The sequence below is a fragment of the Actinopolymorpha pittospori genome, from assembly GCF_014873875.1.
Lineage (GTDB): Bacteria > Actinomycetota > Actinomycetes > Propionibacteriales > Actinopolymorphaceae > Actinopolymorpha > Actinopolymorpha pittospori.
Genome location: NZ_JADBEM010000001.1, coordinates 1,110,471 through 1,124,952 on the forward strand (window position 1 = coordinate 1,110,471; position 14,482 = coordinate 1,124,952).

The 14,482-nt window shown below is 66.6% G+C and carries 14 protein-coding genes; 8 read left to right on the forward strand and 6 right to left on the reverse strand.

The features are described from left to right. Nucleotides 1–117 precede the first annotated feature (117 nt). Nucleotides 118–285 carry a helix-turn-helix domain-containing protein gene (locus tag HEB94_RS54365; protein WP_192748856.1) on the reverse strand — a complete coding sequence of 56 codons (168 nt, stop codon included), beginning with the start codon at nt 283–285 and terminating at the stop codon, nt 118–120. Between the two features lie 95 nt (nt 286–380). Then, on the reverse strand, nt 381–917 hold the full coding sequence (locus tag HEB94_RS05175) for a hypothetical protein (protein ID WP_192748857.1): 537 nt from the start codon (nt 915–917) through the stop codon (nt 381–383). A gap of 188 nt (nt 918–1,105) precedes the next feature. Between HEB94_RS05175 and HEB94_RS05180 the strand changes: the two genes are divergently transcribed. Continuing rightward, on the forward strand, nt 1,106–2,224 hold the full coding sequence (locus HEB94_RS05180; protein WP_192748858.1) for a helix-turn-helix domain-containing protein: 1,119 nt from the start codon (nt 1,106–1,108) through the stop codon (nt 2,222–2,224). 310 nt (nt 2,225–2,534) lie between these two features. On the opposite strand, the gene HEB94_RS05185 is transcribed toward HEB94_RS05180, so the two are convergent. The 3 genes from HEB94_RS05185 to HEB94_RS05195 form a co-directional block, all read right to left on the reverse strand. Beyond that, on the reverse strand, nt 2,535–3,353 hold the full coding sequence (locus HEB94_RS05185) for an alpha/beta fold hydrolase (protein ID WP_192748859.1): 819 nt from the start codon (nt 3,351–3,353) through the stop codon (nt 2,535–2,537). Nucleotides 3,354–3,439: 86 nt separating this feature from the next. Next, entirely contained in the window at nt 3,440–4,456 is a 1,017-nt protein-coding gene (locus HEB94_RS05190) for a hypothetical protein (RefSeq protein ID WP_192748860.1), read from the reverse strand. A 68-nt stretch (nt 4,457–4,524) separates the two neighbouring features. Next, entirely contained in the window at nt 4,525–5,157 is a 633-nt protein-coding gene (locus tag HEB94_RS05195; protein WP_337917478.1) for an acyl-CoA-like ligand-binding transcription factor, read from the reverse strand. A gap of 761 nt (nt 5,158–5,918) precedes the next feature. On the opposite strand from HEB94_RS05195, the gene HEB94_RS05200 reads away from it, so the two are divergent. From HEB94_RS05200 to HEB94_RS05225, 6 genes are all read left to right on the forward strand, one after another. After that, a complete protein-coding gene (locus HEB94_RS05200) occupies nt 5,919–6,428 on the forward strand; it encodes a hypothetical protein (RefSeq protein ID WP_192748861.1) in 510 nt (169 codons plus the stop codon). Nucleotides 6,429–6,532: 104 nt separating this feature from the next. Beyond that, a complete protein-coding gene (locus tag HEB94_RS05205) occupies nt 6,533–7,636 on the forward strand; it encodes an IS630 family transposase (protein WP_192756249.1) in 1,104 nt (367 codons plus the stop codon). 230 nt (nt 7,637–7,866) lie between these two features. Continuing rightward, nucleotides 7,867–8,424 (forward strand): GrpB family protein, encoded by a 558-nt coding sequence (locus HEB94_RS05210; protein ID WP_202896144.1) that lies wholly within the window; start codon nt 7,867–7,869, stop codon nt 8,422–8,424. A gap of 138 nt (nt 8,425–8,562) precedes the next feature. After that, nucleotides 8,563–9,108 (forward strand): HIT family protein, encoded by a 546-nt coding sequence (locus HEB94_RS05215; protein WP_202896145.1) that lies wholly within the window; start codon nt 8,563–8,565, stop codon nt 9,106–9,108. A gap of 296 nt (nt 9,109–9,404) precedes the next feature. Further along, nucleotides 9,405–10,784 (forward strand): IS1380 family transposase, encoded by a 1,380-nt coding sequence (locus HEB94_RS05220; protein WP_192756251.1) that lies wholly within the window; start codon nt 9,405–9,407, stop codon nt 10,782–10,784. 204 nt (nt 10,785–10,988) lie between these two features. Beyond that, nucleotides 10,989–11,468, forward strand: a complete 480-nt coding sequence (locus tag HEB94_RS05225) for a hypothetical protein (protein WP_192748863.1) — start codon at nt 10,989–10,991, stop codon at nt 11,466–11,468. Nucleotides 11,469–11,543: 75 nt separating this feature from the next. On the opposite strand, the gene HEB94_RS05230 is transcribed toward HEB94_RS05225, so the two are convergent. After that, nucleotides 11,544–12,428 (reverse strand): DUF2268 domain-containing putative Zn-dependent protease, encoded by an 885-nt coding sequence (locus HEB94_RS05230; RefSeq protein WP_192748864.1) that lies wholly within the window; start codon nt 12,426–12,428, stop codon nt 11,544–11,546. 213 nt (nt 12,429–12,641) lie between these two features. Here HEB94_RS05230 and gdhA point away from each other — a divergent pair, with 213 nt between their 5' ends. Further along, entirely contained in the window at nt 12,642–13,991 is a 1,350-nt protein-coding gene (gene gdhA, locus HEB94_RS05235) for an NADP-specific glutamate dehydrogenase (protein ID WP_192748865.1), read from the forward strand. Nucleotides 13,992–14,482: the final 491 nt, after the last annotated feature.

Below are 14,482 nucleotides of genomic sequence, written 5' to 3' on the forward strand. Positions count from 1 at the left end.
GTGCCCTCACGATGAGCCACGCTCCTACCCCAACGACAGCAACGACGACCACGCCGATGATGAGCAGTTCGATCGGGCCAAGGCTGAACATAGGCGCACTCCTTCTGAGTTTGTGAATCACGTGAGAGACAGACGCCCAGCCGTCCACCCTGGCGGGCGACCTTCAGGCATCACGTCGATGTGCGGGCTCGTGATCCGGAGCAGGTCGGGCTGGCAGTCGAGCGCGTCACACACCGCGGTGAGGGTCAAGAACCGGATCCCTCGGGCCCGGCTGTTCTTCAGCACCGAGACGGGTTGACCACGATGACGCCGACCCGCTCAGCGAGCCCGGTACGGCGGTCCGTTCGTCCCGTCCGCTCGGTCGGTTTTTGCACGAGCCGTCAATATTGGTAGGCCCAGCTGGATACCAGGCAGTAGTCGGGCAGGTCGTCTCCCCTGCGGCAACCCTCAACGCGAATGGCCTGCACGCCCGCATCGTCATGGACGTAGGTGGAGAAACGGTTCACCGCGCCATTGCCGATGGCTTTGTGCCAGGGGAACCAGTGCAGCCGGCCGTCGGCTGTGAGCTCCTGCACCCGCGCCTCGGCGTGGTCTCCGTCGGCGGCCGTGTCCTTGACGTAGAAGTCGAAGTCGACCCGGTAGATGTTCCAGCGCATGTGCTCGGCGACGGACAGCATGCCGGGCCCGTCCACCTCGGTACCCCTGTCGGAGCTGGTTTTCGACGTCGGCGTGGTGGATGTGTCCGCAGCAGATGCGATCCCGGGTGAGGCAACGATGGTCATAGCGGCCGCGCAGAGTGCGACCAGCGTCGCACCTACCTTCTTGGGCATGGTCGGTTCACCTTCCAGTGAGTTCGCGAAGTGGTCGTTGCCATGCTGGTGAACACCGACGCCGAAGTCCTTGTCCAGGACACGCACAACCTTGACCGTCAGTGACCTTCCACGGCGGGAGGAACGGCGTTACGTCGACCGTCGGGCAAGCTAACTTTCCGAACATGCAATATTGCGCATCGCGCAAAATCTCGTATGCTTGCTCCATGGCTGCGTTCCGGGCTGATGCGGAGCGCGCCGGCATCCTCTGAGCCGAGCGGCGAGGTGATCACACGGTGGGCCGTACCAGACTCCCGGACGACAGCCCCAACGTCTTCGTAAGATCTCCCACACTGGAATCCGGGACGTACAGCACCGCGTTCAGTACGGACGATTTTCCCCGCGCGGAGCGGCTTGCGCGTTTCGACGAACTGCAGACGACCAGCGACCACCCGATGCGCGCGTTCGGCTGCCCCGACGACACCGGCGACTTCGACGCATCGGTCGAGTCACTGGATCTCGCCACCGCGAACGTTGTGCGCCTCACGTCCTCGCGTGTCGACATCGTCCGCACCCCTCGGCAGGTGCGGGAGTTCGATCCCGAGTTCTACTCGATCGTGCTACCCGTGTCCGGACGGGTCCTGCTGGAGCAGGGAGGCCGGCAGGCGCTGCTCGAGGAGGGCCTCCTGGCGCTGTACACGAGCTCACAGCCATTCCGAGTACACGTTGACGTCCCGGAAGGTGCGACGTCCAGGGCATCCGAGGCATCCACGGCATCCCTGCTGCGCGTGCAGGTGCCTCGCGCGCTGCTTCCATTACCGGCCGCCCGGCTGGACGAGATGGTCGCAGCTCCCTTGCCGGGTAACACTGGGGTCGGTGCGCTGTTGACCGGCTTCCTAGACCGACTCTCCGCTGACGCCTGCGAATACACCCCCGCCGACCTGTCCCGGCTCGGCAACGTGCTGGTCGACCTGCTGAACGCGACCTTGGCGCACAGGCTCGACGCGGACGGTCCGCGAGACGTCGCCCAGTCGTCCCTGCCGCTTCGCATCACCGCGTTCGTCGACCAGACCCTCGAGGAACCCGGCCTGTCGCCGGCCTCGATCGCCGCGGCTCACCACATCTCCGTCAGCTATCTACACCGGCTCTTCCACGCGCACCACACCACGACCGTAGGCGCGTACATCCGCGACCAACGCCTTGAGCGTGCGCGCCGGGACCTGACCGATCCGCAGCTACGCGGCCTACCGATCCATCGCATCGCGGCACGGTGGGGCTTCGCAGACCACGCGACCTTCACCCGTGCGTTCCGGGCCCGCTTCGGAAGCCCACCGAGCGAGTACAGGACCGCCGCTGATCCGGTCGCGGCCGACCGTGCGGGTCGGGTCCTGGAAGCGGTCAGTCGGCGCGGGTGAACGTCCCGGCCGCTCCGGCCGGCAGGCGGTATCGGTAGGTCGTGTCCGCCCACCGACGGCGAACCCAGTAGCGCGCCGTCCTCGATCGGCGCCACACGACGGCCAGGTCTCCGCGCCGAGGCCGCTGTCATGATCGACACTAGCGAGACGTCGTCAAAGCCGGCCTGCAGCGCGCACGGGCAACATTCGATGCATACCGCCTTTGCCACCCGAGCCAACGGCCAACGCCACAGGCCAGCATCGCGCCGAGTCTGACGATGCCTGCTACCGATTGGGTAAGCAGGCATTGCACTCCTCGTCGCTCGGCGGGTCAGGCCTTGATGAATTCGGCGATATCGGCGTTGATCGTCTCGGCGTGCGTGATATACAGGCCGTGGCCGGCCGTCGGGTACTCGCGATAGACGGCACCCGGAACGATGGCGGCGGTGCGCCTGCCGGTGATCTGCACCAGCGCGGACGCGTCAGCCGCGCCGTGCAGGACGAGGACGGGGAGGTCGAGCTCGGCGAGCTCGACCTCGTGCGCGGCCGCGAGGTTCGTCTCCTGGACAGCCAGGGCCGCCATCGGCGCGACGTTGAGGCACTGCCGGATCGCGTCGTCGATCAGGGCGGGTGAGACGTCGTTGCCGAGATGGGTGGCGAAGAACGCCTGGCTGCCGTCGTGGAGCCACTTCTGGCGGTCCGCGCGCAACGCGGCCATGGTGGCGTCGATCACCTCCTGCGGCAGACCGTCCGGGTTGGCCTCGCTGCGCCGCATGGACGGCAGGCAGGCGGCCAGGAACACGGCACGCGCGACGCGTCCCGAGCCGTGCCGGCTGAGGTGGTGCGCCACCTCCACGCCGCCGAACGAGTGGCCGACCAGCGTGACGTCGCGGAGGTCCAGCTGGTCCAACAGCGCCGCGATGTCGTCGCTCAACGTGTCGAGGTCGTACCCGGTGGACGGACGCTGCGAGCGGGCGTGCCCGCGCCGATCCAGCAGGACACACCGGTGCCCCGCCGAGACGAACCACGGCACCTGGTGCTCCCACATGTCGGCGGACAGGGCCCAGCCCGCGATGAAGACGACGGTGGGGCCGCTCCCGTAGTCCTCGTAGGCCAGCAGCGTGCCGTCGGCGGCGGTGATGAAGGGCATGTCGGTTCTCCTCACGTGGCTGTACTCAGCTGGGCTCGAGCCGGTGCTGCCGCACTCATCGGCGGGCGCGACCAGCGGCTCGTCGATTACCTGACAGGTGATACTTCTGGTGCGGCGCCGGCCCGGTCCGCCCTCGCGGCCCGGTCGAGCCGCGCCGCGGTGACCGCGATCAGCGCCACCGCGCCGAGCCCGAAGACGACGTGGCTCGTCAGCACGATCACGGGCGACGCGGGCAGGAGCACGTGCGGCGCCGCGAAGGCCAGCCACACATAGGTAAGCAGCGCACCGGACGCGAGCGCGAGCTCGTGCCGGGCGTTCCAGGCACGGAACCGGGTCCAGTACCGGGCGAGCGACAGCACCACGGCGTAGGTGAGCACCACCAGCCCGACGTAGAGCCAGGCCGGCACGACGTCCTTGCCCAGGTACCAGATGCCGAGCTCGACGGACGAGACGGCGAACGCGACGGCGCCAAGCAGCCACGCCGAGGGCACCCGCCCCTCACGCCGGGTGGCCGGACCGCGGCTGCGGCCGAGGAACACGGCAAGCAGGATGAGGACCGCCATGGCCACGACGCAGCCGGCGTACTGCGCGACCGACGCGCGGAAGTCGGACTGGGAATAGCCGCCCACGGTGACCACGACAGCGCCGGCCACGAAGATCACCGAAGTGACGACGAGCCCGATGCGGCCCAGCCACGGCGTCCTACGCCGATCGCGGGTGAGCAGCTCGACGAACAGGATCGGGATGGTTGTGCTCCACAGCATGTGCAGGCTGAGCACGAACACCGTCCACGGCCCACCCATGCCGAGCGCCGGGATGTTGCCGTACGCGTGCAGGTGGTGCCCCGCCCAACCGGGGTTGAACAGGGTCTGCGTGGTGATCCCCTCCTCGAGCACCCCGTAGGCGAGTGCGAGCGCGACCAAGCTCGGCCAGCCCCAGCCGGCTCGGCGGCAGACCTCGCGGATGAGCAGCGCTCCCCCGCCGTACATCGGGGCGAGGATCACGAGTTCGGCGAACGCGTTGATCGGGAGATCGCCGAGCAGGAACTCCCCCACGAGCGGGGCCAGCAGGAACAGTCCGATGGCAGGCAAGACACGACGCATGTCATCCCCCGGAGTTGGCGACACCGGACCGTCCGGTGCCGAAAGAACAGCTGGTGGTGGCCGAGGGGCTACTCGGGTACCGGCAGCCCAGCGGCGAGCTGGCGCAACGCCTCGCGCAGCAGCGAATGGATCGGCGTAGTCGTGTCGACGCTCAACCAGTGCGTCGTCGCGACCTGGATGGCGACGCCGACCGAGCCGGCGACCAGCCGCGGGTACATGTCCCGCTCCGGATCGGTGCCCGTGCGAGCAGCGATGGCGGCGGCGAGCGTGGTGACCCCGACGGCGCTGGCTCTGAGCAGCTCACCCTGCAGGGCGGGTTCGCTCGTCATCAGCCGGATGCCCTCGGTCCACTCCTCATCGAGTGTGCTCTTGCCCTCGCTGTCCCGCGCCGGCGGGACCTGACCTACCACGGCCGCGGTGATCGAGTCCCAGAGTGGTTCGCCTTCGGGTCGCTCGCGAAGCGCGGCACCGATCCTGCGGGTGCGGTCGAGGTGCCGCGCCGCGATGGCCTCCCCCTTGCTGGAGAAGTAGTTATTGAACGTGCGGGGTGAGACCCCGACCTCGGCGGCGATGTCCTCGACGCGGACGTTGTCCCAGCCCTTCTCGATCGTGAGCCGGATCGCCGCCCAGCTCAACGCCGCGCGCGTCTGCTCCTTCTTGCGCTCCCGCAGGCCGCCTCGACCGCTCGCTGCCGTGTCCACGGACGCCACGATACAGGTACTTTTCCGAGTGAGCAATTTTTCTGGTCACGCAATTTTATTGCTACTGGACGCACTCCTCGAGGGCGACTGAGAGAGTGCTCCCGCGCGTCGGTCGCCGGGCTCGCTCGTCGAGCGCTTGCGGCTCGGCCTCGCGACCCAGCCAGGTTTCGAGTGCGCCTGGCTCGAGGTCGGAAGCGTCTCGCTGGTGACGGCCGCGGCTGCCGCCCCGCCCATGTGACCCGACCCCGCTCGACTTGGAGGCACCCAAGCGGCGACGTGACCGGCTCGCTCGCGGCTTCGAGCATCCCATTGACCGCCAGTGGGGATGCGTCGCCCTGTGGGGGACCACTGGGTGGGACGCATCCCGTCCGAGAAGACCTCGGGGTTCTTCCGGCAGCAACCGGTCATGCTGGTCGACGACTTCACGAGCACGTAGACGGCCGCGCTCGACGTGCTCGCGACAGTGGCACCACCCCGCCGTCATCCGCGTCCACCCGTCACGAGCCCATCGGGAGCCCAGCCGATACTTCAGGCCGGAAGCGCGAGAACGGAGCTGGCAAGGCCGGGTCGGACTCGCCGTAGTGCTTGTTGTGGGTTGCGTGTGGTCAGACGTGTTCGTGGATATGAGGCAGCGCGGTGGCGAGTTCCTCGAACAGTGCTGGCCATCCGCGGCATGGCCAGGTGATGCCGCCGCGCGTCGTAACGCACCTTCGTTGGCTCTGAGCGAACGAAGCGGTGCACCACCCCAGGAGGGCCCAGGCATGAGCACGCTCCACTACGCAGGCGTCGACGCCGATGGGAAACCCCGCACCGGACAGGCGATCATTTCGACCGGCAACGCCGCGGCGCTGATCGAGCTTCGCCTTCACCAGGGCTGGCAGAGCCTCACCGTGTCTGAGGGCGACCGCTGCGTCGGAGGAATCGCCACCACCGAGGACGGGATCCGCACCGTCTGGAGCAGCGACGAACCCCAGCCAGTCGACCAGACCGCCTGCCAACACGAGGACCTGCAGCAGGACAGCCCGGGGCAGTGGAGCTGCGAGCGCTGCGGCAGCCCGCGGCATGTCGTCTACCCCGGCCAGCTCCACCGGCAGTGGCCGGTCCTCACTGGCCGCGCCGCTCAGGGCGCGGCGTGCGTCATCTGCGGTGACGACTTCACCGGACAGCCAGGCAAGCCCCGGTGCACTGTGGGCCGGCACGGCCCCACATGGGTGTTCGCCTGCGAGGGCGCCTGTTACGCAGAGGCGGTCAAGGCGCAGCGGGCTCGGTGAGCATCGGCCGGATACCGGCGACCCAGTCTTCGTCGAGCGCGTTCTGCCCGCTGCTCTCCCGGCCTAGTGTTCCCCGCCGGAAATTCGTATGTTAAATCGGTATGATGGTGTCCGTGGCTCGTACTGGGCGGCCGAAGGCCGAGTTGGTGTTGTCTGCTGGTGAGCGGGAGCAGTTGGTTCGTTGGTCGCGTCGGGCGAAGTCGTCGCAGGCGTTGGCGTTGCGGTCGCGGATCGTGTTGGCGTGTGCGGTGCCGGGGGCGGTGAACAAGCAGGTGGCGGCCGACTTGGGGGTGTCGCCGAACACGGTGAACAAGTGGCGTCGGCGGTTTGTGGCCAAGCGGTTGGACGGTTTGGTCGATGAGCCGCGGCCGGGTCGTCCACCGTCGATCTTGTTGGACAAGGTGGAGGAGGTGGTGGTTGCGACGCTGGAGGAGACGCCGGTGAGTGCGACGCACTGGTCGCGGAGGTCGATGGCGGCGCGTTCGGGTTTGTCTGAGTCGACGATTGGGCGGATCTGGGCGAAGTTCGAGTTGAAACCGCATCGCAGTGATGGGTTCAAGCTCTCCACGGATCCGTTGTTCGTGGAGAAGGTGGTCGATGTGGTCGGGCTGTACCACAACCCGCCGGAGCGGGCGGTGGTGTTGTGTGTGGATGAGAAGTCGGGCATGCAGGCGTTGGACCGCTCCCAGCCGGTGCTGCCGGCCATGCCCGGGATGCCGGAGCGGCGCAGCCACGATTACGTCCGCCACGGTGTGACCAGCCTGTTCGCCGCGTTCAACATTGCCGATGGCACGGTGATCTCCCAGACCCACCGACGACGCCGCGCCCTGGAGTTCAAGAAGTTCCTGATCGCGATCGACAAAGCGGTCCCTGCCCAACTCGACGTCTACCTCGTCTGCGACAACCTTTCCACTCACAAGACCCCCGCCATCAACGACTGGCTCGCCCGCCATCCGCGCTTCCACATGCACTTCACCCCGACCGGGGCCTCCTGGCTCAACCAGGTGGAACGCTGGTTCGCCTTCCTCACCGACCAACTCCTACGCCGCGGCGTCCACAAAAGCGTCCAGGCGTTGGAGAAAGACGTCCGCGAATGGATCAAGAACTGGAACACCGACCCGAAACCGTTCGTCTGGAAGAAGACAGCCGAAGAAATCCTCGACTCCCTCGCCCGATATATCGCACGAATTTCCGGCGGGGAACACTAGCGCGAGCTGTGTCAAGTCTGCGTTGACAAACGCGTCCCACAACGACTCGGCCGCCGGTCGGGACCGCAGCTCCACCGCGATCAGCTGGACCCGGTCGAGATGCCCGGTGGCGATCGCCTCGGCCTTGCTGGAGAAGTAGCCATCCTCCGTAGCCATTGGGAGCAAGCCACCTAGTTTTTGCTGGTCGCGCAATATTGCCGAGCAGGAAAGAAGGTGGCACGATGGCGCCCATGTCCGAGACGAGCGTCCACATCGTTGAGTACGATCCCGCGTGGCCGACGCTGGCCGGCGATGCCGTCGCCGAACTTCGCGCCACCTTGCCCCAGGAGATAGTCGAGATAGAGCACATCGGCTCGACTGCCGTGCCCGGCCTGGCTGCCAAGCCCGTCATCGACCTGATGGCGGCGACTCCGGACCTCGAGACGGTCAGCCGGCGCGAGGATGCCCTGCAGGATCTGGGTTACCGCCCTCACACCAATGGCATGGTCGATCGTCTGCTGTACTTCCGCACGGCGGGAGGGGTGCGTACCCACATCCTGCATGTAGTGACGCTGGCATCCTGGCCCACCCGTAACCAACGGATCTTTCGAGACTATCTACGGAACCATCCGCTGGATGCCCAGCGGTATGGCCAACTGAAACGGGCGATCGCCACCGCCGGGACCCCTGGCGATGACTACACAAAGGCAAAGACCGCCCTGATCCAGGAGATCGTCGACCGGGCCCGGACGGAACTGGGCCTGCTTCCAGAGCCAGTCTGGGAGAAGCCTGCATCGACAGGTAGCTGAGGCGCTGTGAGCCCGGACGAGACGAAGAACCGGCGCCACCACCCCCCTGAACATCAGCACAGCCCGTAGGCCTGCGCTCAGACCCGCCGGTTCCGGTGTTCCTGACCGTGGACTGTTCCCTGTAGGTGTGGGTGATTGATGGCTGGTGAGGGTGGCTCGGAGCGCATTGTTCAAGCGGGGGACGCTCTGACCGGAACCCATATGATCTCCGGGGTGATACGCAGCCACGAACCCGAGGGGTACGACTGTCCGATCTGCCGCTTGATGCACGGCGAGAACACGTCGCTGACAACACCGGACAACATCGTTCACCGTGACGAGCACAGTGCAGTGATCGTGTCTCCCCACTGGTGGGTGGGCAACATCGGTAACCTGCTCGTCGTTCCGGTCGCACACGTTGAGAACCTCTACCACCTGCCGGACGAGCTTGGTGGACCACTGCTCGCGATGTCTCGCCGCGCTGCGAACGCGCTGCTCGAAGTGCTCGGCTGTGATGGGATCTCGCTGCGTCAGCACAATGGACCGGCCGGTGGTCAGGACATGTGGCATCTCCATATCCACGTTGTCCCGCGGTGGAGCGGTGACTCGTTCCATCGCGGGGAGCACACCATGCGGGCGGTCGATTTGGCCGAGCAGCATGAGCACGCCGCGAGGCTTCGGTCGGCGGGCAACTGGTCGGCCTAGAAACCCTCACAGGTCGCTCCCCTCGCGCCGAGATCAGGATCAGGTCTCCATCCCGTCTCACCTCGATCACGCGGACGCCCCTACACCCGCATGCCGCCTAGCCTCGGCTATTCACGTGGGTCGGCGGCACGGGGTCTAAATGCGGCGGAGTGCCTTGCCTGTAAGGAAGAATCGGTGTTTGAGGACAACGATCTTTCTCGCAGAAAGGCACTCCGTAGGTGAAGCGTAGCAAGGGTTCGTCGGGTGGGAAGAAGGCACGCCGAGGCAAGGATGGTTCGGCTGGCGGCAGGGGTGGCGTGGCTGGGCCGCGGCTTCGGGTCAGCTCGGATGGGCACGGGTTGGCCTCGCATGCGGGTGTGTCGATGCTGCGCGAGCTCGCTGAGTTCGTGGGTCTGACCAGGTTCGTCACCCAGGCGTTGGCTGACACGTATCGGGGCCCGTGGCTTCACTCCCCGGGGCAGGTGTTCGCTGATCAGGCGTGTGCGATCGCCGATGGGGCGACGTCGACGTCGGGGATCGCGGTGTTGCGGGACCGCCCGCAACTGCACGGGGCGGTGGCCAGTCAGCCGACCGTGTGGCGGCTGGTCGACAGGATCGATGAACAGCATCTGGGGCTGGTGCGCCAGGCGCGGGCGAAGGCGCGTGAGCGGGCCTGGCAGGCGGGAGCGGCCCCGGACCTGGAGGCCACCGGTGGGTATCTGCACATCGACTTCGATGCCACGATCACCATCGCTCACAGCGAGAAGTCCGGCGCTGCACCGACCTGGAAGAAGAGCTTCGGGTTCCATCCGCTGCACTCCTATCTGGACCGGCCCGAGATCTCCGGCGGGGAGTCGCTGGCTGGGATCCTTCGGCCCGGAAACGCCGGGTCGAACACCATCGCCGACCACAAGACACTGCTGGACCTGACCCTTGAAGCGCTCCCGGAGTCCTACCGGCCTGGCGTCGACGGTGCGCCGGAGATCCTGATCCGGGCCGATGCGGCCGGGGCGACCTACGACTTCGCCGCCTACTGCCGGCAGAAACACTGCGAGTTCAGCTTCTCCACCGAGTCGACCCCCACCTATGTGGGGATCGCCGACGCGGTGGACGAGCAGCTGTGGGCGACCGCGATCGAAGACGACGGGATCCGTGACGGTGCCATGGTGTTCGAAGCCACACACTGTGTGGATCTGTCGAAGTGGCCGCAAGGCACCCGGCTGATCCTAGGCAAGGAACGCCCGCATCCGGGCGCCCAACTCCAACTGCACAACACCACCAGTGACGGGATGCGGCTGACCGCGTTCATCACCGACACCCCGGCCCGTGTAGTCCCCCACCAGATCCAGGGACTGGAGCTACGACACCGCCAGCACGCCCACGTCGAAGCACGGATCAAAGACTCCGGCCACCTCGGCCTGGGCAACCTGCCGCTGGACGCGTTCTGCCACAACCAGGCCTGGTTCGAGATAGCGCTCGCCGCCGCGGATCTGATCAGCTGGGCGAAACTGCTCGGCTTCAAAGACCACCCCGGGATCGCCAAAGCCACACCCGAAACCTTCCGCTACAAAGTCCTACACGTCGCCGGAAAAATCGTCTCCACCGCCCGACAGCTGTATCTGAAACTGGACTCTTCCTGGACCCCCAGCCCCGCGATCGAGAAAGGCTGGACGCGCATCCGTACGGCCTTCGGCTAACACCCGCCGTCCCTGACCACCTCGCGAGCCGCAGAAACGGAGACCCGCAAACCCCCACTGAACAACAACAACCGGCGCCCAGCCGCCGGGCGCGCCAGCCTACCCGCAAGCAGCTTTCACAACCACGCAAGCCCAAACAAGAATCCATCACCACTAGATCAATTTCCGTGAATAGCTAGCATGCGTTTCGAGGGGAGATCGCCCATGAGGACGCTATTCGGCACCGTCGTGGTCGTACTCGCCGTCGCGCTCGGGAGCACTGGCTGTCTACCGAAGAACATCGACATTCAACCGTTCACGAGCCACATCATGACTGCCGACCACGACTGGTGGGAGGCCGTACACGAGATTGGCTCCGACTGCCCTTCTGGACGAGTCTTGCCCTGCGAGAGCGACTACGCCAAGGCGGGCGTCCAGGCGCAGCGCCTCGCCCGGACGATCCACTGCTCCTACACCCCGAGTTGTACGGGATACCTCGGGAAACCGCCGGCCAGGATCTGGCCACTGCTGACCGACACGGAGGCGGCGGCCAACGAGTACACGAGGGCGTACAGCGCGTGGAAAGCCCAAGGCTGCACCGATCCCGTGGACGACGTGTGCGGCCGGCGAGAGAACGCGGAGGTCAGGGCGGCACTCAAGAAGGTAACGGATCTGTTCTACGACTGGCAGCAATACCTGCGCTAGCCAGCCGGTCACGAACGTGCCGAGCGCATGGCATGCTCCCGGACGGGTTCGTGGATCATCCACGCCCTCGCAGTGTTACCCGCCCCGGAGCGTGGTTGCGATGATCTCCGAACTGTCGGCGTGCAGTGCCTGCGCCGCCGTCTGCCCGGTCGCCTCCAGGTAGGTGTCGACCAGCCGGTTGCCCGCGGCGTACCCGGCGCCCATCGGCAGTCCCACCGGGGTAAGGCCGAAGCGCTCGGCGCTGGGGTCGCCGTGCACCCAGGCAGTGAAGTTCTGCATGCCTGTCACGTCGAGCCCGGTGAGGACCTTGGCGAAGACCTCGTCGTCGTGCAGGTGCGGCACGCCGATGCGGGCGGGCCCGAGCTCGTCGCCGTAGAGCTGGCAGGCGAAGGCGTCGGCCAGGCCCTCGCCGACGATGTGCTCGCCGACCGTGACGGTCATCGGGTTCCACACCACCCCGCCCGGGCTGTAGCGCAGGTTGTGGTTGAGTTCGTGCACGGCGGTGGCCTCCAGCCGTTCCACGTTCTCGGGGAAGGGCCAGAACGTGATGGCGATGTTGCCCGAGATGCCGCCGAACCCGATCAGTCCTTTGCAGGGACCCATGAAGTGCTCGTCACCCGGATCGCCGAGGACGAACAACACAGTGATGTCCGGGGCTTCCAGCCCCGGCGTCGCCTCCAGCAGTACGGAGAGGGCATCGTCGAGCGCGCGTTGCATCCGCTCCCAGGCCCCGGCCGCCGCCAGGGTTTCGAGCGCATCGAGGCAACGCTCCTCGTCGCGGTCGATGGGGAACCCGCACGTTTGCAGGTGTACGGCCACCAGGTCGACCTCGCCGGGGTGGTAGCGATACATGCCCTGGTTGGGCTCCAGCATCGAACGCAGCAGGTCAACGCGGTCCGCGACCGGGGCCAGCAGGACCCGCCGCATGGCGGAGTAGGTGTCAAGAACGGTGATGGACATGGCCCCGATGCTAAAAGTTGACGCAGCGTCAAGGTCAAACCAGCGACGCACGGTCTCCGAGTTCGGTGGCGTACGTAGCGCGGTGGAGGTTCGGCCACTGATGGGCGCACAGCCCGATACCCTCGACAGGCGACGTCGTCGGTGCCGTCGTTCTCGACATCCCCTCTCGGCTGGTGGCCACAGCCGAGACGACGTGTGGCTGGAGTGTGCACCGTGCGCGACCTCGACGAGAAGCTTCACGACATCTACACCGAAGTGCTCCGCCGCAACCCGGCCGAGCTGGAGTTCCATCAGGCTGTCCGGGAGGTCCTGAGCAGCCTCGGACCCGTGGTCGCCAAGCATCCGGAATACGCCGATGCGGCCGTCATCCGCCGCCTGTGCGAGCCGGAACGGCAGGTCATCTTCCGTGTGCCCTGGGTCGATGACGCCGGCCAGGTACAGCTCAACCGCGGTTTCCGGGTGCAGTTCAACTCGGCGCTCGGCCCGTTCAAGGGCGGCCTGCGCTTCCACCCGAGCGTCTACCTCGGAATCGTCAAGTTCCTCGGCTTCGAGCAGATCTTCAAGAATGCCCTCACCGGGATGCCTATCGGCGGTGGCAAGGGTGGCTCCGACTTCGACCCGAAGGGTCGTTCGGAGGCGGAGATCATGCGCTTCTGCCAGTCGTTCATGACCGAGCTGTCCCGACACATCGGCGAGTACGTCGACGTCCCGGCGGGCGACATTGGCGTCGGCAGACGCGAGATCGGTTACCTCTTCGGCCAGTACAAGCGGCTGACCAACCGGTACGAGTCCGGCGTTCTCACCGGGAAGGGCCTGGCCTGGGGTGGCTCGCAGGTACGCCAGGAGGCCACCGGCTACGGGACGGTCTTCTTCGTCAACGAGATGCTCAAAGCACGCGGCGAGACGTTCGACGGAAAGCGTGTCGTCGTGTCCGGGTCCGGCAACGTCGCGATCCACGCGATCGAGAAGGTGCACCAACTCGGGGGCACCGTGATCGCGTGCTCGGACTCCGACGGCTACGTCGTCGACGAGAAGGGCATCGACGCCGAGTTGCTCAAACAGATCAAGGAGGTGCGCCGCGGCCGCGGCCGCGACTACGCCGAGGCGCGCGGCAGCATGGCTGACCACGTGACGGGCGGGACGATCTGGGACGTTCCCTGTGACATCGCGCTGCCGTCGGCGACGCAGAACGAGCTCAACGGCGCCGACGCACTCACCCTCGTCAAGAACGGCTGCCGGGTCGTGGGTGAGGGTGCGAACATGCCCAGCACGCCGGAGGCGATCAAGATCTTCGACGACGCCGGTGTCGGGTTCGCTCCGGGGAAGGCAGCCAACGCGGGCGGAGTCGCCACCAGCGCGCTGGAGATGCAGCAGAACGCCTCCCGCGACAGCTGGAGCTTCGATCACACCGAGCAGCGGCTCGAGGAGATCATGCGAGCCATCCACGATCGCTGTGCCGAGACCGCCGACGAGTACGGCAGTCCCGGAAACTACATCGCCGGTGCGAACATCGCTGGGTTCATTCGGGTCGCCGACGCCATGCTCGCCCTCGGCATCATCTGATCCCCTCATCGGGGCCGTGGAGATAGCCCACAGGCCTGCAGCCTGGCCCACCGACAAGCGGTGAAAGCAGCCGTGCCCGTCAACGGGACTGCGCAAGCCAGCCTTGCGGAGTCGCTGGAGGTACGCGGCACCCGACCGGTGTCAGGACCGCAGTGGCTTCGAGCCTGTCGACGTCGGCGGCGCCTTCGGTCGGCGCGTCGAGAAGGTGCCCAAAAGTAAACGGCCACCGGTCCCTTTAGAGGGGATGGTGGCCGTTTCGCTGAGACAAAGCTATGCCGTGACCGTGAACGGGGGTCGAAGAGACGGCGGCCAGTGTGGTGTCGTCCGTCGACGGCTCCACGAACGAAGCGCTGCAGCGGTTCGTCCGTTCGACGGGGATGGTCGCGAGCCCGACACATCGGTGTCCCCGGTTGCCCTAGCGCGAGCCAAGCGCCATCATGCGCTGGCTACCAGAAAGCTTCTTGGAGAAAATCCGGGAGGCGTGTCGGATC

Coding starts and splice junctions, on each gene's coding strand:
- HEB94_RS05185 (WP_192748859.1), bottom strand. CDS start 3,353: ATGCCCTTCATCACCGCCGCCGACGGCACGCTGCTGGCCTACGAGGAC.
- HEB94_RS05190 (WP_192748860.1), bottom strand. CDS start 4,456: ATGCGTCGTGTCTTGCCTGCCATCGGACTGTTCCTGCTGGCCCCGCTC.
- HEB94_RS05200 (WP_192748861.1), top strand. CDS start 5,919: ATGAGCACGCTCCACTACGCAGGCGTCGACGCCGATGGGAAACCCCGC.
- HEB94_RS05205 (WP_192756249.1), top strand. CDS start 6,533: ATGGTGTCCGTGGCTCGTACTGGGCGGCCGAAGGCCGAGTTGGTGTTG.
- HEB94_RS05210 (WP_202896144.1), top strand. CDS start 7,867: ATGTCCGAGACGAGCGTCCACATCGTTGAGTACGATCCCGCGTGGCCG.
- HEB94_RS05215 (WP_202896145.1), top strand. CDS start 8,563: ATGGCTGGTGAGGGTGGCTCGGAGCGCATTGTTCAAGCGGGGGACGCT.
- HEB94_RS05225 (WP_192748863.1), top strand. CDS start 10,989: ATGAGGACGCTATTCGGCACCGTCGTGGTCGTACTCGCCGTCGCGCTC.
- HEB94_RS05230 (WP_192748864.1), bottom strand. CDS start 12,428: ATGTCCATCACCGTTCTTGACACCTACTCCGCCATGCGGCGGGTCCTG.